The sequence below is a fragment of the Allobosea sp. BE125 genome (assembly GCF_031456075.1).
Taxonomy (GTDB): Bacteria; Pseudomonadota; Alphaproteobacteria; order Rhizobiales; family Beijerinckiaceae; genus Allobosea.
The window spans coordinates 102,341-118,948 of sequence record NZ_JAVDTY010000011.1 but is presented as its reverse complement, the minus strand read 5'-3'; the positions used below and the strand labels follow the sequence as shown (position 1 = coordinate 118,948).

16 protein-coding genes are annotated in these 16,608 nt (G+C 56.2%); 9 read left to right on the top strand and 7 right to left on the bottom strand.

The genetic code is table 11. From position 1 onward, the window contains the following. Nucleotides 1–140: 140 nt before the first annotated feature. Nucleotides 141–1,079, top strand: a complete 939-nt coding sequence (locus tag J2Y55_RS22750; protein WP_310158216.1) for a recombinase zinc ribbon domain-containing protein — start codon at nucleotides 141–143, stop codon at nucleotides 1,077–1,079. 465 nt (nucleotides 1,080–1,544) lie between these two features. Here the strand turns inward: J2Y55_RS22750 and J2Y55_RS22745 are convergent, their stop codons facing one another. From J2Y55_RS22745 to J2Y55_RS22725, 5 genes are all read right to left on the bottom strand, one after another. After that, nucleotides 1,545–2,168: a hypothetical protein gene (locus J2Y55_RS22745; RefSeq protein WP_310158215.1), complete on the bottom strand. Its 624-nt coding sequence runs from the start codon at nucleotides 2,166–2,168 to the stop codon at nucleotides 1,545–1,547. Between the two features lie 63 nt (nucleotides 2,169–2,231). Then, nucleotides 2,232–2,549, bottom strand: a complete 318-nt coding sequence (locus J2Y55_RS22740) for a hypothetical protein (RefSeq protein WP_310158214.1) — start codon at nucleotides 2,547–2,549, stop codon at nucleotides 2,232–2,234. After that, nucleotides 2,542–3,750, bottom strand: a complete 1,209-nt coding sequence (locus J2Y55_RS22735) for a hypothetical protein (RefSeq protein ID WP_310158213.1) — start codon at nucleotides 3,748–3,750, stop codon at nucleotides 2,542–2,544. The genes J2Y55_RS22740 and J2Y55_RS22735 overlap by 8 nt, the downstream gene beginning before the upstream one ends. Before the next feature lie 932 nt (nucleotides 3,751–4,682). Then, the gene (locus J2Y55_RS22730; RefSeq protein WP_310158212.1) at nucleotides 4,683–5,381 is read right to left on the bottom strand and encodes a recombinase family protein; all 699 of its coding nucleotides are present in this window, start codon (nucleotides 5,379–5,381) and stop codon (nucleotides 4,683–4,685) included. A gap of 505 nt (nucleotides 5,382–5,886) precedes the next feature. Continuing rightward, nucleotides 5,887–6,798 (bottom strand): nucleotide-binding protein, encoded by a 912-nt coding sequence (locus J2Y55_RS22725; protein ID WP_310158211.1) that lies wholly within the window; start codon nucleotides 6,796–6,798, stop codon nucleotides 5,887–5,889. Between the two features lie 194 nt (nucleotides 6,799–6,992). On the opposite strand from J2Y55_RS22725, the gene J2Y55_RS22720 reads away from it, so the two are divergent. The 4 genes from J2Y55_RS22720 to J2Y55_RS22705 are packed head-to-tail and all read left to right on the top strand — an operon-like array spanning nucleotide 6,993 to nucleotide 9,946. Further along, a complete protein-coding gene (locus J2Y55_RS22720; RefSeq protein ID WP_310158210.1) occupies nucleotides 6,993–7,565 on the top strand; it encodes a toll/interleukin-1 receptor domain-containing protein in 573 nt (190 codons plus the stop codon). Between the two features lie 18 nt (nucleotides 7,566–7,583). Beyond that, a complete protein-coding gene (locus J2Y55_RS22715) occupies nucleotides 7,584–8,183 on the top strand; it encodes a TIR domain-containing protein (RefSeq protein ID WP_310158209.1) in 600 nt (199 codons plus the stop codon). 24 nt (nucleotides 8,184–8,207) lie between these two features. Further along, nucleotides 8,208–9,362 (top strand): toll/interleukin-1 receptor domain-containing protein, encoded by a 1,155-nt coding sequence (locus tag J2Y55_RS22710; RefSeq protein WP_310158208.1) that lies wholly within the window; start codon nucleotides 8,208–8,210, stop codon nucleotides 9,360–9,362. Continuing rightward, complete coding sequence (locus J2Y55_RS22705) at nucleotides 9,359–9,946, top strand: SLOG domain-containing protein (protein WP_310158207.1); 588 nt, start codon at nucleotides 9,359–9,361, stop codon at nucleotides 9,944–9,946. Before J2Y55_RS22710 ends, J2Y55_RS22705 begins: the two co-directional genes overlap by 4 nt. 455 nt (nucleotides 9,947–10,401) lie before the next feature. On the opposite strand, the gene J2Y55_RS22700 is transcribed toward J2Y55_RS22705, so the two are convergent. Then, a complete protein-coding gene (locus tag J2Y55_RS22700) occupies nucleotides 10,402–10,626 on the bottom strand; it encodes a hypothetical protein (protein ID WP_310158206.1) in 225 nt (74 codons plus the stop codon). Between the two features lie 116 nt (nucleotides 10,627–10,742). Between J2Y55_RS22700 and J2Y55_RS22695 the strand changes: the two genes are divergently transcribed. Together J2Y55_RS22695 and J2Y55_RS22690 are read left to right on the top strand one after the other, a co-directional pair. Then, nucleotides 10,743–10,973 (top strand): helix-turn-helix domain-containing protein, encoded by a 231-nt coding sequence (locus tag J2Y55_RS22695; protein ID WP_310158205.1) that lies wholly within the window; start codon nucleotides 10,743–10,745, stop codon nucleotides 10,971–10,973. A gap of 190 nt (nucleotides 10,974–11,163) precedes the next feature. Further along, nucleotides 11,164–12,369 (top strand): hypothetical protein, encoded by a 1,206-nt coding sequence (locus J2Y55_RS22690; protein ID WP_310158204.1) that lies wholly within the window; start codon nucleotides 11,164–11,166, stop codon nucleotides 12,367–12,369. Here J2Y55_RS22690 and J2Y55_RS22685 read toward each other — a convergent pair. Next, nucleotides 12,339–14,096 (bottom strand): DUF6538 domain-containing protein, encoded by a 1,758-nt coding sequence (locus tag J2Y55_RS22685; RefSeq protein WP_310158203.1) that lies wholly within the window; start codon nucleotides 14,094–14,096, stop codon nucleotides 12,339–12,341. The two genes, J2Y55_RS22690 and J2Y55_RS22685, sit on opposite strands and share 31 nt — an antisense overlap. 261 nt (nucleotides 14,097–14,357) lie before the next feature. Between J2Y55_RS22685 and J2Y55_RS22680 the strand changes: the two genes are divergently transcribed. Both J2Y55_RS22680 and J2Y55_RS22675 read left to right on the top strand, forming a co-directional pair. After that, on the top strand, nucleotides 14,358–15,590 hold the full coding sequence (locus J2Y55_RS22680; protein WP_310158202.1) for a tyrosine-type recombinase/integrase: 1,233 nt from the start codon (nucleotides 14,358–14,360) through the stop codon (nucleotides 15,588–15,590). A gap of 705 nt (nucleotides 15,591–16,295) precedes the next feature. Further along, nucleotides 16,296–16,559, top strand: a complete 264-nt coding sequence (locus J2Y55_RS22675; protein ID WP_310158200.1) for a helix-turn-helix domain-containing protein — start codon at nucleotides 16,296–16,298, stop codon at nucleotides 16,557–16,559. Nucleotides 16,560–16,608: the final 49 nt, after the last annotated feature.

Here is a 16,608-nt window from a genome sequence, read left to right as displayed (position 1 = left end):
GGCACCGGGCGACAGGCGGTATGCCCGGCGGAGTCGAACGCGGTCCGCGCCATCGCACGGAGACGGCAAACAGGCGCCGGATCGAAGCTCACATACCGGACGGAGAGAATCTTGGTTCGGGCACGATGCCGAGCTTGAGCATGTCAAAACCAGAGAACATGAACTTATTCTCATATCTGCTTAAGTGCGGCTGCTGTGGCGGCGGCATGTCGAAGATGTCCACCGCTCACTACGGATGCAGCACGGCCCGCAACAAGGGTGAAGCCCTGTGCAAAAACCGGCGCACTATCCGGCAAGAGGATCTGGAACACACGGTTCTGACGGTGCTTCAAGAGCGCCTGATGCATCCTGGCCTCGTTGAGAAATTCTGCGAGGAGTACACCGCGCACATCAATCGCATCCGCGTGGAGCGCAATGCCTCGATCCATGCCTATCACGCCGAGCTAGCCAAGCTGCGCCGGCGCGACAAGCAGATGGTGCGCGCGATTATGGACGGGTTCGCGTCGCCCGAGCTCAAAGACGAAATGGACAAGCTCGTCGCACGACAGAACGAGCTCGTCCGCTTGATCTCGGAGACCGACGAGGCTCCAGTTCTTTTTCACCCGAATATGGCGCTGCGCTATCGCGAAGAGGTTGTCGCGTTGGTACGCGCCCTCAACGAGGAAGAGCACAGGCATGAGGCGGCGGACTTGATTCGCTCGCTTGTCGATCGAATTGAGCTGACGCCTGATCCGCGTTCTGACGGCTTGCTGATCGATGTGTACGGCGATCTGGCAGGCATCCTGAATGTTTCGGTGGATCGAAAGCAGGACAAGGAACTTGATTTAAAGCAGATACGGCTTGTTGCCGGTTTGCCGGACGCTCCAATTAAGGACATTTCGGCAAGAAAAACGGCCTCCGCGCGTCATAACGCGCTGCGGTCGTCAAAGGGTGCGAATGGCAAGGTGGTGGCGGTTGATAACCACCACCTTACGTCGCGTGATTTCAACACGCAGAGTAAGGTGGTGGAGCTGAGGGGAAGCAGTCCTCATGTCAGAAACGTCAGCAAAATCAATGCATCAAATCGACATTTGAGCTAGCCGTATACCACCTTTGTATCCCGATACAAGTCACGCAATAATGCCGGTGGACCGCATTTGACACCGCGCAATCCGCTGTCATGTCCTCGAGCGACGGTACGTGGATATCGGTAGGGCGTCACTTCGTCGCGGGTCTCACCGACGCAGCGAAAACCCAAGATGCCGGCATGGAGGCGATCGCTCGGCCGATCCCTCCTGTGCAGCCAAAGGGTGAGTTGGCGAGCCTCCTTCACGCTCGCTGTCCGGATCTCCGTCTGACCGACATGATTTTGCCGAAAGAACTGCGTTCGGGTCTAAAGCGCATGTTCGCCGAGCAGCTCCCCAGCCAGACACGATACCCCAGCGAGCGCGGCGCAACTCACGGCCGCCGTCCTCACTGCGTATGATGATGTCGACCAACCACGGCGGAGCGACGCTTATGTGAAACCCTAAGCGCTGCCCCCTTTTAGGGCCGGACCTCATTCGTCACTGGACGCACTTGTATTTAGCGCGCGCTCTCCGCAGTTCCTCGGATGATTTGAAGATGACTTCGTTGATCGCATCAGATATTTTTCTTTGCGAAATAGATCTAACGCGCGCATCGGTCGCGTTCTTAACAATATCGATCTCCGTGTAGATCGTATCCTCCAGATTCACTCCAAGCGGAGAGAACGTCGCCACTCTTAACAACCTGTCAGCATTGGTAGCGGCAGAAGCATAAGGCGTAAGAGCGTGCGGTGCAGCCTCATGGAGTATTTTCGTGATAGCCTCATTAATTTCTTTGGGCTTTGACAAGTTTGGCAATGCGCTGCACGCGGAGTTAAGCGCCCGTAGGCTGCCAAAACACTCGCGGAGCGGGTCACCGATCTCCTGATCGAATTCAGCTTCCTCCCTGGCTCGCCTCTTGTCCCACCAGCGGTGGAAAAGCTGCAGAAGCAAAGACCCCAGACCTAAGCCTCCGCTAATAAAAATGCCGATCCAGCGTGGATCCCATTCCTTGCTTTCGGGGCTGCTGAGCGTCGGCTGTATCGAGATCGGAGCCGGTGCAGCGGCAACTTTGTTCGAAAACTCAGCTGGCCGAGGGGGAGGGTGCGCCGTCTGACAATACACCAGCCCGGAGGATCCAATTCCTCCAAAGCTCACTAATAGGATTACGAGGAGGACCCCCCGCACTTATAGCGGGTTCCCGCGAACGAGGCTGTACTCTGCTCCTCGGCGGATCTGAGCCTGCAGGTGAGGCCCTGCCCCATCGAACTGATACTTGGCGAAAAACGCTTCGATGCTCCCGAGCTTCTGAACGCTTCGGCCAAAAAGTCCCAGCACGAAGGATGGAGTGATCGCGTCTAGGCCTTCAGGAAGCCGAACCGAAATGTCGTCGCCCACATGATCGAGCGCCTCAATCTTAAAATCACTTCGGACGGTTTCGCCACGCTGCTTGCCAGACAGCACGCTTGACGGCGGCGATCCCGAAATACGCGACAGGTCAAGCATCTGTGGCATCTTTCTTCCGGCTCCTCGGGATCTCAGACGGGTCGAGGTAGAACCGTAGGGCCACTATCGTCCCAGGGAACCTATGAGGCAAGGCGAAGACATATTTATCGTCTGGAGGCTGGTCAAGTTGGTTGGCCGCATTGAATGCCAGGACACGATGCCCCCCTTCGGACTTGGAGAACATGCGGTGTTCGTCTCGTACCATAATGCAACTGGCCCCGGAGAGAATTGTCAGGCGAGGCTTTTCATCTGGATGAGGGCTTTGGTTGAGGGCATTTATCATCTCTACAACCATCATCATCCCAAAGCCGCCGGGGCTACCCGCGTCGGATGTCGGGATGCGAGAGATGCCATCTTGCAAAGAAATTACCGTCCATAGAGACTCCTCGGTCTGACGTGAACTCGCGAGAGAGCTGACACGATGCCGAGCAACGTAGCGATCAATCGCAGCCTGGGTATCTTCCGGAGCCCTCTGCAGTGACTCGAAAATCGTCGCGCCGGTGCTAATAATTGCTAGGTGGCAGACGAATGTGATTGTTCCATCGTCGCGATAGCGCGCCTCCATAAACCCCGCGATAGCCCAAGATCCGTCAGCCGTAACTGGATCACTGTGACGCTTCGCATTGTCGAGAGCTTCGCCTAGCAAGGTTAAGATATTCGATTTCCCGAGTTGATTTAATTCAAGAGGATGATCCAGTTGGCCCAACCATTTATTTATCGTATCCGTGAAATCTTCGGCAACCTTTTCTTCGGATGTTGCCGAAAAACTGATATTATCACGCCTAGATTTACCCGATGGTCGCCTTGTTCGTAATTTGAACGGATAAACAGCGCCCGTCGGCGTCTTCCCCAATGGATGTACGCCGAGAAATTTATCGAGATCTACGGATTTTATGACTTCTCTAAGACTATTACGTATCCTTCCACCAACAACAACGGGAAGCATGGAGCTATGTATCAACCCGAATACCATATAAGGACTAATATCTTGAATATATTCGTCTTCAAAATTAATAGCCAGCCTTCCGCAATGGGATTCTGCCTCCGCTATTTCGTGCAAAATTCTAATGGTCTCTATGGGATTGTCGATAAACGAAAAATTCTTTAGATCGATAGAACGTTCTTGAGTTCGCTTCCACGAAAATGTCCATTTACTCGACCTGTCGGGATAAAGTGCGTCAAGGACAACATTTTTCTTCATTGACTTTCGAATAATTACCCGAGCAGGTCGTCCATCTTTCCGAAGTTGCTTTAAAAGCCGTCGAACATTCTTTGCGTGCCGCCAGGACGAATAATCTGCCCCGGCTGAACTGCGCTGGAGAACGAGAGCAAACTGCTCATCGGATAGCGCGCGGAGAACTCGCCGGCCTGCCTTAAGACCCTTCCGCCCCGCACCACGTGATTTTCGCCCGTGCAGCGCGCGGATATCCATAATGCTCAAATTGCCCCAGCCCGGCGCTCTTTAGCGGCACCATGCGCAAGGAACCATGTCGACCCATTCTTAGGTTGTCTAGTCCGGGCCGTCACCACCCCAGATAGTCGTCGTGGGTATCGACCAAATCCCGGCGACACGCCATCGAATGTCACGTCGACTACCCCGCGAAACGCATCGCCGACAGCAGAGGATAAGACGAGTTGGGTTAGTTGCGCATGACTCAGGAGGAGATTGACGCACCCGCCTGCCTCCTCGCGCGGTCATTCCAACAAGGTTGTCGCGCCAGAGAATTCTAATGCCGGGGAGAGCCGCGGCCTTGGCTTCGGCCAGCTTAATTTGCAGGTACATGCAAATACAACATAGTGGCGTAATACACGGAAGAGGCGCGGTGAAAATCGTAGCCACCTCTACATCATTGGATGTAAGGCAAATTGAACGTAATATTGATCGATTATAGCAGACATAAATCGTAGCAATTGAGTGTAAAACCGTTCTTATCGAAAACAGCTATAAATTTACGCTCAATTACCGGTAAGGTGTTGTTAAATAATGTATTACATTGTGGATTAGATTGCACCTAGAATCGCGCGTTAGAGCGCAGCGGCCTTTATGAGGCGGATATATTGTGTAGTACAGCGGAGATATCGGGAATTGATATTTTTCCGTAGGATTTTTGACATCACCCGCTATGCCCCGGTCTACTGCGCCGCACCTCGGTTTTGAACGGAAACAATGCGAGCAAGCATGTTCCTGACCTGGCTGCTGGACCACGCCCCGCCCCTTGAGGTCGGGATGCCGCGTAAGGCTAGCTGCCGGCCGATCGATCGCAGCGAAAGGTGGCCTTCCGATTGGATCGTTTGCACTGTGGCTGCGAGATCGCGCGCCCGCTGGTCGGCAAAAGCCTTCTGCGTTGCCCTGGCGCGCTCACAGTCGGCGCTAGTGCCCGGCCGCCCCCTGTACCCACCAAGCACCGTACCGCGCGCCCTGGCGGCCGATAAAGCGGCTTTTGTTCGCTCGGAGATCGCGAGCGCCTCGTGTTCCGCCACAGCTGCCAAGATGTGAATGGTGAGGCGGTTCGCTGTCGGCAAGTCACACGCGACGAAATCCACCCCAGCTTCCATGAGAGCGGAGACGAAGGCGACGTTGCGCGCCAGCCGATCTAGCTTGGCTATAACGAGCGTCGCTTTATGAAGGCGGCATGCAGCAAGTGCGGCAGCAAGTTGGGGGCGGTCCGAGCGTTTGCCGCTCTCGATCTCCACAAATTCCTGGGCGAGCACCCAGCTCCCCCCATTTAGATATTCGTGCACCGCATGCTTCTGCGCGTCCAAGCCGAGGCCACTGCGACCCTGGCGAGCGGTGCTCACCCTGTAATACGAGATGAAGGTTCCGGTCGGCATAGCGGCGTCCATTCGTATGCAACGGTGGTTGCATATGTTTGAACAGTGAATGCAGGTACCTGCAATTCTAAAATGGGCCATTGAATCGACGATCGGATGAAGGCTTCTCTCATTGCGGTGAGCACCCAGCCGGGCCTGCATATGTCGCCAACCGAATTGCTCCGATTAGTAGTGACTACCGACCCCCCATTTCCGAAACTGGAGACGCGCCCGCAACGTCCGAGAGCGGCCCATAGCTGACACTTGGAAAGTCTGCTCGCGGGAATAACGCTTGAAGCGCAGCGAACAGTCAGACTTGCAACCGAGTTGATCTGGCGAATATCCGCCATGCCGCTGCTCTTGCGCCAAGCCACGAAACCCTCCGTTGCGCGAATCTAGGAGCGCCTTGTGTGAGGATTGCGGATTTGCGCTGCGAAGAATTCCGAGAAGCGATTGGAGGCGCGTTCGCCGGCGGCGGGGATGAGGGCGGGCGCTGAAGGAGCCTTATTGATGACGGCGAGATAGATCATAGCCGCATCACCTTGTTCCAGTCGATCACGTATCCCGCAGCTTGTAGCTCAACTGCCAAGCCCTGCTTCCAGGCCCCAGTAGAATCGAATTCGGTCCACACAACGCCTAGGATGTCGCTTGGCAGCTCAAGGGCGCCGCTCTTGAGCGCGCAGACTTTTGACCGACCGAGCCTTCCGATGAAATAGCCCAGCTCCAACACGACATTCTGGCGAGCGCGAAGTTGCAGCTCGGTTCCCTTGGCCCGGCCCTCATCGTCAGCCGTTAAGAGCACGACAGCAAAGCCCACATCAGCATGGGCTTCGAATTTCTCTATGATTGTACGGCCGCTGTTAGCCTGTTCATGAAGCACAATCGGCTCAAAACCAATTCTCTCTATGAAACGTGCTACGGCCTCTCGAGCGCCAATGTCATGCCCATGCACGAGGAAGATTTTACTGCTGACGAGTCTAGTATGGGGCTCCGACGCTGCGGGGACAGATTGAAATTCCAACCGCTCCTGCAGGCTCAAGACCGCCTGCCGCAGGAGATGAAGAGAACGATCTTTGCCCTTCTGAAACGACGCGGCAACATCGGCCGTGTAAGCGGCCGAGCCCGACCGATAAGAGCCATCACCGTTCAGCCCTGAACCAAGGCTCTTATAGCCGCGTGAAGTTGCGGCAGGGTCGAGATCAGCCGCTGCAGCGAATAACAAGCTATCAGGGGTATCGCCGCCGAAAATATCTGTCAGCGTCTGTTTTATGGAAGCCCGCAGGGCCTGAATTGATGGGTCGTCCCCGTCGCCCACAGATTTTGGATCGAATGTAGTCAGGTCGGCAATCCGGAGCTCAAGACGCGCAACCGCCTTGCGCATTTCTACTGCCGTGAGCGTTCTGTTGGCCGCTATCGGAATTGTCTCCTTGTGCGCCAATTGTCCCGTCTCCTATCCCGGATAAAGGTTATTATCAGGGATAGACTTTACTAAACTCGATCTGGGCTTTGAGGCAAGGACGCCCCGATACAACTATCGGGGGATAAGTCGCAAAACTCCATCCTGGAGTTGAAGCAGGCCACTGACCTACCGTAGGGTGATGCTCAGGAAGACAACGGACGAGGAATTTGGACTTGTCGACATTCACGGAGAATTTTGTTCGCACGCGCGCCAAACGGGAAACGCTTGTCGAGACCGCATCTGCCAAGCTGAACCGAAGCGCGAAAAGCGCGCCGTCCACGCAAAAGTACGATATTTTTCTGAGCCACTCGATCAAAGATGCAGAACTTGTCCTGGGCGTGAAGCTTATCCTCGAGGACGCGGGACGTACAGTTTATGTCGATTGGCTCGAAGATCGGCAGATGGACCGCTCTCACGTCACTCCTGCGACCGCCGAGAAAATCCGTGAAAGAATGCGGTCGTGCCGCTCGCTAATATATCTGCATAGCGAAAACGCCACGCAGTCGAAGTGGATGCCGTGGGAGCTCGGCTTCAGCGATGGCCTGCATGGAGCCGTCGCAATCTTACCCGTCACCAAGTCGGAACAGAACGATTTCCAAGGACAAGAATATATTGGTATTTATCCATGGGTCGATAACACCTATAGTTATATAAAATCAGTTGACTTGCGCATACATAATACCGCAACTATTTTCAAAGATTGGTCTAGCTGGGTTTCTAGCCCTCGATCAATAAAAATGGTATGAACTGTTGGCAATAATCATATGACACGACGAACATTCTTCTCTTTCCATTACGCCCCCGACATTTGGCGGGCGTGGAACGTTCGCAACAGCTGGGTCCTAAAAGACGACAAAGAGAGCGTCGGTTTCTTCGATAACAGCGTCTTCGAAGCGTCGAAGAAGCAGGGCGACGACAATCTCAAGCGTTTCCTTCGTGACGGGCTGCAGAACACGTCCGTGACGTGCGTGCTGTCAGGCAAGGATACGTGGCAGCGTAGATGGGTACGATACGAGATCGTGCGCAGCGTGTTGAAGGGAAATGGTATCCTGACAGTCGATATTTATGGAGTTCAGGATTCCCACAAGAATGTGTCACAAAAAGGCGCGGACCCTCTTTCAGCGATCGGATTATACCGCGCCAACTCGAAAATATATTTTGCCGAGTGGCGAGATGGCAAATGGATCAAGTACACGGATTACACGGACCCAATCAATGAAGGCGACCTTTGGTTTGACGCGCCGATGACGACGACGGTCGAAGCATTGAACAAGCATTGTATGCGCTATGATTTTACCGCGCAGAATGGTCGATCTAATTTGGGCGGCTGGATTGATACCGCCGCCGGTTTGGCCGGCCGATAAGGTCGCTCGTTGAGGAGGTGCGATGTGCAGGATGCGAAGTATCAATTGGTGCTTTTAGGGGGCCTCGTAGACCGATGCGGCGATCAGCTTGTCGAGGTCGTCCGGGCACGCCTTTCCGATGTCGGATCTGATGTCTCCGCCTCGCTTCAAGTACTGCGTGCAGCCGATCTGACGTCACTGTCACCAACGGCACCGAGCGTCGCAGTGTATCTTGGGAACGACACGACGACGCATCGCGGCGAGCTGAGAAAGTTGAAGGATGCGGCGGTCCCCGTGTTGCCGATCGTCGTTTCGCTAGAAGGGTTCAGCAGTAATGTCCCGGTCATCCTGTCGGGCGTGAACGGGATCGCGGTGGGCGACGAGTTCGATTTCACTGAGACTGCCAATGTCATACTGGAGAATCTCTCCCTGCTGCGACGTACACGGCGGATGTTCATCAGCTATCTGAGGAAGGATTCCACCGCTGTCGCCCATCAGCTGCGGGTCGCGCTGGACGACAAGGGCTATGATCCATTCCTGGATACGAGTTCGGTTCCCAAAGGCGACGATTTCCAGCCGGTGCTTTGGCACCGGTTGCTCGATAGTGATGTGATGATCGTCCTCGACACGCCCAATTTTCTTTCGAGTAGGTGGACCGCCATGGAATTGGCAGAGGCCTCGGCCATGTCGGTCGGCTTGCTGCGAGTGGTATGGCCGAATGTTCCGACGGCCCGCGGCGCGGAGTTGGCGGAGCAAATCCAACTCACCAACGAGGACTTTAGAGGAGCCCGGTTGAAAGTGAAGGCCGAGCGCCGCGTCGTTAAAGCTGCCGAAGCCCTAAGGGCGCGCTGTATTGCAGCCCGTCACACAAATCTTGTCGTCGAATTCTGCGAGGAAGCGGAAAAGATCGGCGCCAAGACGACTATCCAGCCGGGACGATACGTCCTTGCCAAGATGCCGGACGGCCGCAACATCGCCGTAGTTCCCGCCGTTGGCGTCCCCGACGCGCTGCGCTACCACGAAGCGAGCGCTCGATTCCCTCAAAAGGGTCAGCTCGCGGATGAAGCGGTGCTGATCTACGATCACCGGGGAATGCTGCCGGCCTGGACGTCGTTCTTGGATTGGCTGGATGACTATCTGCCAGTACGGGGACTTCGCGTTACGGACACCGCTGCCAAGTTCGGGAGAGCGGCACCATGATGACGGTCTTCCTTTCGGCAAGCATTCCTGATCCCAACCGTCATCCTCGATACTACGGCACTGCGGACAACATCGCGATACGCGATGCAGTGCGTGCCTTGGCGACCGTAGTGTTGCCGCATGCTGCGCTTCACTGGGGCGGGCATCCTGCCATTACCCCGTTGATCAGGGTCGTAGCAGAAAGTGTCGGGCTAACCTCGTCAGACAGGGTGCAGCTTTATCAGTCAGCATGGTTCTCATCGATATTTCCGACGGATAATGCCGCTTTTGAGAAATACCATCTGACACCGAGAGGCTCGTCGCGGGAGGAGAGCCTAGCTACGATGCGCGATACCATGCTTACCTCTGTCAAATACGATGCGGGGATATTCATCGGCGGCATGGAAGGCGTCGAAGAAGAGTTCGATATGTTCCAATCGATTCACCCAAAGGCGCTCCTTCTGCCTGTTGCCACGACCGGGGCGGCAGCCCGTATCGTGTATGAAACACGCCGTCGCTTTCAGTTCCCGACGGAGCTAGCGACGGAATATGCCTACCCCTCGTTGTTCAGACGGCTGCTTAGGATTCGCAATCGGCCACGCTAGGACGCCCGAAAGGTCGCGCAGATCCTGGCGGCGGCGCTTCGACCGAGTCGGTCTGCTCTTCCTGCCTAAGCCGAGTCTGGCAGAGATCGACCGCACCGTCGACAGCGCATTAGAGCTGTACATGGCGAGCTGAGGTACAAAGCAGAAGCGTGATGCCTCTGCGCCAGCCTCCGCGGGCGTTCATCGGGCGGCTCCCGGGATGCCGGGGGGGGGCGCAGTGTCTGCTTCACGGCAGATCAGCAATGTCAGGTATTGGAGCGATGCAGACGATCACAAAATCCGGGCCTAGCTTCAGCCTCCGCCCAACTGAGCCTTCGGTTGTTAATTAGAGCAACGTGTCGCCTTAACGCAGAATTCGCCATATCTCGACCGTGTGATTGAGGGCCACAGCAATTATCTAACAAAACGAAAGGTATTCTCCTTTAATACATATAAATACGTAGCCACATCTGCGGTCAGATCAACCGCCGCAGCCACGCAACGCCAGCGACGACCCCTGCGATTTGCCACAATACTATAATTGTAAGGCAAAGGCCGCACCACCGCATCCAAAAGGCAATTTGCTTAAGATGATCCACGGGCGGATGAGCTTCGATCTGGCCGGCCAGATATTGCGCTTCGTATTCTTCGTATGCCTGAGCTTCTTTTAGTTTTTCAACTTCGTCTGCAGAGAACGTCATTTAGATCTCCGATGGAGCGACCGCTTCGCGAGCTTGCATGTGCCTGCAAGGCGGAAGGCCCTGCATGTGCACTATAGTGCGTAGCATCAAAATGCACATATCGCTCACCTCGCGCAATGGATGTGAAGCGGATCGTAGGCCAAAATGTCCGACGTTACCGATTGCAGGCGAACCTCACACAAGAGGATCTTGCGGTTAAGATGGGCGTGGATCGTGCTTATGTGAGCGGCTTGGAGACCGGGCGACGCAATCCGACTGTCGTAACGCTCTGGCACGCGGCGTTGGCACTCAACGTCAAGCCGGCCATGCTCGTCGCTGACGACACCGAAATCGCAGCGCTTAAATAAGTACCTTTGCAGGCATCTGCAATCGCTCATAGCTGAGGAATGCGGCATAAATTTGATTAATACGCATAAATATGAGTAATTATCTGAGAAATACACATATTTATTATCGGTAGATTCGATTCTGGATGATTGCGTCGTTTAAAACTCAGTGTTTACCTAAGTGCAGATTCTTCGCGCCGAGGTGCACACCATGGATTTTAAGCAGGCGACAAAAAGGGCGCAGCTCGCCAGACGGAAAATTGAAGAGGCACGCGCGAACGGTCGCCGCAAAGCGTTGCGCGATAGCGTCCGCTCGTACTTCAGAAATCCAGCCGTCAAGTATGAGGCGGCATACCGAAAGCTGGGGGTTGACGCATGCGAAGAAGTTATTGAGGCAGCCGTCGCGGGGCTGAACCTTTTTGAGGCGGATACATCGCGTATTTCGTACTGGCGAATTCCTAAACGGTCGGGAGGACACCGATCAATATGCCGCTTATCACCCCATTCTCGTATGCGTCAGGTAATACTGAAAGAAGCCCTAGAGCGCAGTTCGCAGCTTGGCTCGCATATTTATTTGGCAAAGAAGCGGGGCAGAGATCGAGAGGCGTTAGCCATTTGTTCAGCGCTCGCCTCTGGCTTTACTTTTGGGTATCAAGCGGACGTGCGGGACGCTTTTGGTAATACAAACATCCAGCAGGCGTGCCGTAATACAGCCGTCCCCGCCTCCGTATTACAAAACAATCTGCAATTTGCAGATTGGCAGTTTGATCACCGGGCAGAAAGGGAGGACGCTTACCAGGACAATGGCCATCATATACCTTCGTCTTCATCGGGAGGGCCTCGGGGTTTAATTCAAGGCGCCGCATCCTCATCCATGGTCTTCGCACTGCTGCTGAACGATTTACCGCTTAACTCCCAAGGGAACGTTCGGCTGTTCATCTATGGTGATAATCTTTTATTGCTCACCAGAAGCCGGGAAGAGCGCGCCGCGGCTCGTGCTTGCCTTGAGCACTATATGCTAGTGCATCCCGCTGGACCCTTCCGATTGACGAACGAGGACGTAGAGCTGCACCGCGGCTTCGACCGCATGGGCTATCGCTATCAACGTGGCATCACGTCTGACCGGATCGAGATATCGATAGATCGCGCACGACGATACGATTGTCTAGCGCGCCTAATAAGGCTCGCAGAAATAAATGCCCGGCACAGCCTCCCAGTGTGCATGGGATCGAGCGTTGTCTTTCGCAACCTTTTACGGGGCTGCAATGCGGTCAGTGACCCTAGAGAGATACGCGAAGATCTTCGCTTTTTCACCCGAGAGTATGCGGCAGAGTACAGGGCCGAGCTGCTCCTTGGCGTGCCGAATGCACGTCAGCCTGGGTATGATCAGCGGAATATGTCTTTCCACGGCCCGTAATCAATCTGCTGCAGGGTCGCGTTCAGCTGATCGATCCAACGGTCACTCAGCGCACCGCCGTATCGCTCCATTACCCCCTGATTCGAAGACCATCCTCCAAGCCGCCCGGCTATCTCCTCAGAAGCATTCACGTGACGGAGAGCCTGCCGAAAGGTGTGCCGAAAGGCATGAAAATCCACTCCCCGCGGATAATGAGCGGAACGCAGGTTGCGATTGAACCATTTTGAGAGCTTGCCGCTGTAATGTCCGTAGGCGGATTGTGTTACATCAGGAAATAACTTGCGCTGACCAGTGCCGCGTTGCACCTCGAAATACCGAAGCAGGCCCGCTTCGATCAATCGAGCGTGGATCGGCACTGCTTTCTTGCTAGGCGTATTTTTGAGCTGCTTGTCGTCGGCCTGGTCGTCGGCAAAGAAGTAATGCGTCCCCGACTTCGTACGGAGTATGTCACTCACGTCCAGCTGGCATATCTCGTTTTGCCGCATGCCTGTGAATAGCGCGATGCGTGGAGCCCAGAAACGAGTTGCCTCCGATAGTCCCCTCATGGGACCGGCTGCGGCGCTCATCCGATCGAGATTGCTCATGAACGGTTCGGCGAAGATCGCTTTGAGCAGATCATCGTCGTAATCAACTCTTGTGCGGGGGCGGTCTACCGCGAGCGATTTGAGCCCTTCCGCCGGGTTCCTGGAGATATGCCACTTGCCACTGGCCCATTCCATCATGCCGCGAAGTGCGCCTAGGTACGTTTCCTGTGTAGCTCTAGCGAGCGTTGGCAAACCGTCCGCCCGTGCCTCTTCCACAATCTGGTCCAGCTTTGCGCTATCTGAAAACCGCTTCGTAAGATCGCGAGGAAGCTCGGCAACGAGATCGCGAAATTGCTCGCACCACTGGGGTGTCAGAGACACAGCATCGGTGTCTGCGCCAAAATAGCGAACGATAAGGCTATGAGCAGCTGCAAGCTGAGCCTTCCGCTGAGCGCGAATGCTGCCTTTTGCGTGGTCGGCAAGCCTCATCTCCGAGAGTTTGGCTACGGTGATGCCCAATTGGCTGTTTGTGCCATCCGTGGGTCTCGCAGGCTGTGCAGCGGATCCATTCGCGATGAAGAGCTGATCCAGACCGCTTCCGGAAAAGTCCCCATCCAGGAAAGCTAGGCTGCGTCGCTCCACATCGAGCAGTGCCCGCCGCAGTCTCTCACGCGTTATTCCATGGAGGGGATCGAAGAAATTGTGGAGCTTCCCAAGTTCTGGCCGATCGAAGCTGTTCTCAGGGAACAATGCGATCGCCGTCATACGGAGCTGCTGGCGTGTGTAATCGTCGGACGGGTCTCGTAGCGCTTCGATCGTCGCTACGATCTCGCTGCGAGCCCGATCACGAGATCCCGGCTCCAGCTTCCACTTGCGAGCAGAAAGCTCGTGACGCCTTAACGCTGACTGCTGAGAGACATGTTCACGGATACGCGAGAGCAGCGCGTGGAGTTTAAGCGGGACTGGTTGCGCAGCCGGCAGCGTGTCTGCCTTGAGGCCGCTGCGCTTTTCCTCAATGAGCTGATCGTAAGTCACGTTCAGCGCATTAAGTCGGCGCTTGGCTTCGACAAAATCGCCTGTTTTCAAACTCTCTTTGAAGTGGTGGTACCCGAATGCCTCCACCAAATCCGACGGAACCCGACGTTGCAGATAATAAATACCGCTTCTGATGATCGTTCCGGGGATGCGTCGCACGTCGTCCATGCCCAATGTATACCACGTTCGTGGCCCAGGCCGACATAGAGACGTTGAATTTGCTAGATTTCTTGACCCACCAGGCGCTTAGAAGCGCCTGGTGGAGCTGAGGGCCGACGTACTGCCATCCACGCCGATCCGCCGGGGTCCGCTCGTGCCGGTTTCTCCAATATTCCGAGCATCTTAGTTTCTGCCGGCGACTTCCCTCGTCCGCGGACATGTGCCACCATCGGGAGACTAAACTAGGACGCCAAGTAGGACGCCCCATCGATGGCTTCTCGCCAGCTCAACAAACTGTCTGCGGTCCAAGTGCGCAACGCTAAGGAGCCCGGTCGCTACAGCGACGGTGGACGGCTCTATCTGGTGATCGGCAAGGACGGCTCGCGCAAATGGGTCTTCCTGTACATGTTGGGAGGACGGCAGCGCGAGATGGGGCTAGGAGCCGTCTCCGATGTCCCCCTGGCTGCCGCTCGCGATAAGGCTGCGGCACATCGCCTCACGATCGCCGCCGGCCTCGATCCCCTGGAGGCGAAGCGCGCGGAACGGGCGATCCCGACATTCGGAGAGCTCGCAGACAAGGTCGTCGAGATCGCGACAGCTTCCAGCCGCAACGAGAAGCACCAATTCCAGTGGAGGCATTCTCTCGAGGTTAAGGCCGAGGCCTTGCGCGACAAGCGAGTCGACCGAATCACGGTTGACGACGTCCTGAAGGTCCTGGAGCCCATTTGGGAGGTACAGAACGAAACCGCATCTCGCCTTCGTGGCAGGATCGAGCGCGTCCTGGACTACGCCAAAGCGCGCGGCCTGCGCTCCGGCGACAACCCCGCCGCCTGGAAAGGCAACCTCGACTCCCTGCTATCGGCACGGCGGAAGCTGACCCGCGGCCATCACGCGGCAATGCCGTTCGCCGACATCCCCACCTTCATTGCTAGCCTGAGGGAGCGACCGGCCGTATCGGCGAAGGCGCTGGAGTTCATTATTTTGACAGCGTCCCGATCGGGTGAAGTGATCGGCGCAACTTGGGCCGAGGTCGATCTGAAGGCTAAAGTCTGGACCGTGCCGGGCGAGCGGATGAAGACCGGGAAAGAGCATCGCGTGCCGCTCAGTGAGCGCGCCGTCGCCATCCTGAAAGAGATGGCGCTTCTTTCTCCCAAGGCCACCGCGGCGGACCTCGTTTTTCCTGGGCCCAAGCCCGGCAAGGCACTCTCTAATATGGCGACCTCCAGCCTGCTCGATCGAATGAAAATCGAAACGACGACGCACGGCTTCAGGTCGAGCTTCAGAGATTGGGCCGGCGAGATGACCAGCTTCCCCCGTGAAATCGCCGAGGCCGCTTTGGCGCATCAGATCGGGGATGAGGTCGAGCGCGCCTATCGACGCGGCGATGCCCTGGAGAAGCGTCGCAAGCTCATGGACGCATGGGCGGCGTTCATCGGGTCTCCCAAAAAATCGGCCGAGGTCGTCGGCATCGGTACCGGTCGTCGCAAGAAGGCGTCGGCCTGATGTCGAGCGGAGTTAAGCGTTCAAGGGAAATCGCCAGGGCCCGGGATTTGATCGAGGCCGTAATGGGAAGGCTAACATCGGAGCGCGATAGCCTTCGCGCGGCGGTAAAGGGCCGCGGTCGTCCGAAACGCGCTTTTCTTGACGACCCAGATCGGTTCGCGTTGGCGATGATATCGTGGATATTGGCCCAGAACGCAGAGGAGCCGACAGAACATAGGCAGTCGACTTATCAAGCCGCGTGGCATGCGGCCGCGCACTTGGCCCCCGGAAATCGCAGCATTGAGTGGGCTTTCCGTAGCGAGGATGGTGGCCTGGTTAAGGCCCGGCCGCTCATGTCTACCGCATCCGATCATCCCGCAGATCACGCTCATGATGATCGCGCAACTTACTTGGAGCGCAAATTCAACAAAGCTGCTGGCGTCGAGCTCTTTTGGGTTCACGCATCAGGGAAGTTCATGCGCCAAGCGGCTGAATTGCGCCAACGCCCGTATCGTGCGCGCTATGCACTGGGCATGCTGAGCCTACTTGGTTGGGATGAGTTACCCGCCGAGCGTGGGTACAAATTCCTCACTACTTTCCTTGGACCCGACAAATTGGACCCAGCGGGATCGCGATCCTGATTTAATTCCGGAAGCCCGGACAAATAACCTCGCTCATGATCGCTCCGTCAACAACAGCCGCTCGCGGCGAAAGACGGAGATCGAAATGCACAAATCCACTTCCCCCCTTCCTGAATATGCGGCCGCCACCGCGGTAGAGCAGACGATCGTCGTGTCGATCGATGAAGCGTGCGCCATCACCCGCAGCGGCCGGTCGGCGGTCTACGAATGGCTGAACGACGGCACGCTTGAAGGGATCAAGCTCGGCCGGCGCACCGTCGTCTTGTACCGGTCGATTCTCGACATGATCGCCAAGGCGCCGCGGCTGGGGGCGGGCAAGGCGGATGAGAAGGACGGCGAGCCCGCGTAGGCCGCCCCTCGCCCGCTGGCGGGGGCTTCGGTTCCCGCCGCCCGCACCC

What these genes read in the sequence shown, in the direction of transcription:
- J2Y55_RS22690 (WP_310158204.1), top strand. Translation starts at nt 11,164, where the DNA reads ATGGATTTTAAGCAGGCGACAAAAAGGGCGCAGCTCGCCAGACGGAAA.
- J2Y55_RS22730 (WP_310158212.1), bottom strand. Translation starts at nt 5,381, where the DNA reads ATGCCGACCGGAACCTTCATCTCGTATTACAGGGTGAGCACCGCTCGC.
- J2Y55_RS22680 (WP_310158202.1), top strand. Translation starts at nt 14,358, where the DNA reads ATGGCTTCTCGCCAGCTCAACAAACTGTCTGCGGTCCAAGTGCGCAAC.
- J2Y55_RS22695 (WP_310158205.1), top strand. Translation starts at nt 10,743, where the DNA reads ATGGATGTGAAGCGGATCGTAGGCCAAAATGTCCGACGTTACCGATTG.
- J2Y55_RS22740 (WP_310158214.1), bottom strand. Translation starts at nt 2,549, where the DNA reads ATGCTTGACCTGTCGCGTATTTCGGGATCGCCGCCGTCAAGCGTGCTG.
- J2Y55_RS22685 (WP_310158203.1), bottom strand. Translation starts at nt 14,096, where the DNA reads ATGGACGACGTGCGACGCATCCCCGGAACGATCATCAGAAGCGGTATT.
- J2Y55_RS22675 (WP_310158200.1), top strand. Translation starts at nt 16,296, where the DNA reads ATGCACAAATCCACTTCCCCCCTTCCTGAATATGCGGCCGCCACCGCG.
- J2Y55_RS22705 (WP_310158207.1), top strand. Translation starts at nt 9,359, where the DNA reads ATGATGACGGTCTTCCTTTCGGCAAGCATTCCTGATCCCAACCGTCAT.
- J2Y55_RS22735 (WP_310158213.1), bottom strand. Translation starts at nt 3,750, where the DNA reads ATGAAGAAAAATGTTGTCCTTGACGCACTTTATCCCGACAGGTCGAGT.
- J2Y55_RS22700 (WP_310158206.1), bottom strand. Translation starts at nt 10,626, where the DNA reads ATGACGTTCTCTGCAGACGAAGTTGAAAAACTAAAAGAAGCTCAGGCA.
- J2Y55_RS22715 (WP_310158209.1), top strand. Translation starts at nt 7,584, where the DNA reads ATGACACGACGAACATTCTTCTCTTTCCATTACGCCCCCGACATTTGG.
- J2Y55_RS22750 (WP_310158216.1), top strand. Translation starts at nt 141, where the DNA reads ATGTCAAAACCAGAGAACATGAACTTATTCTCATATCTGCTTAAGTGC.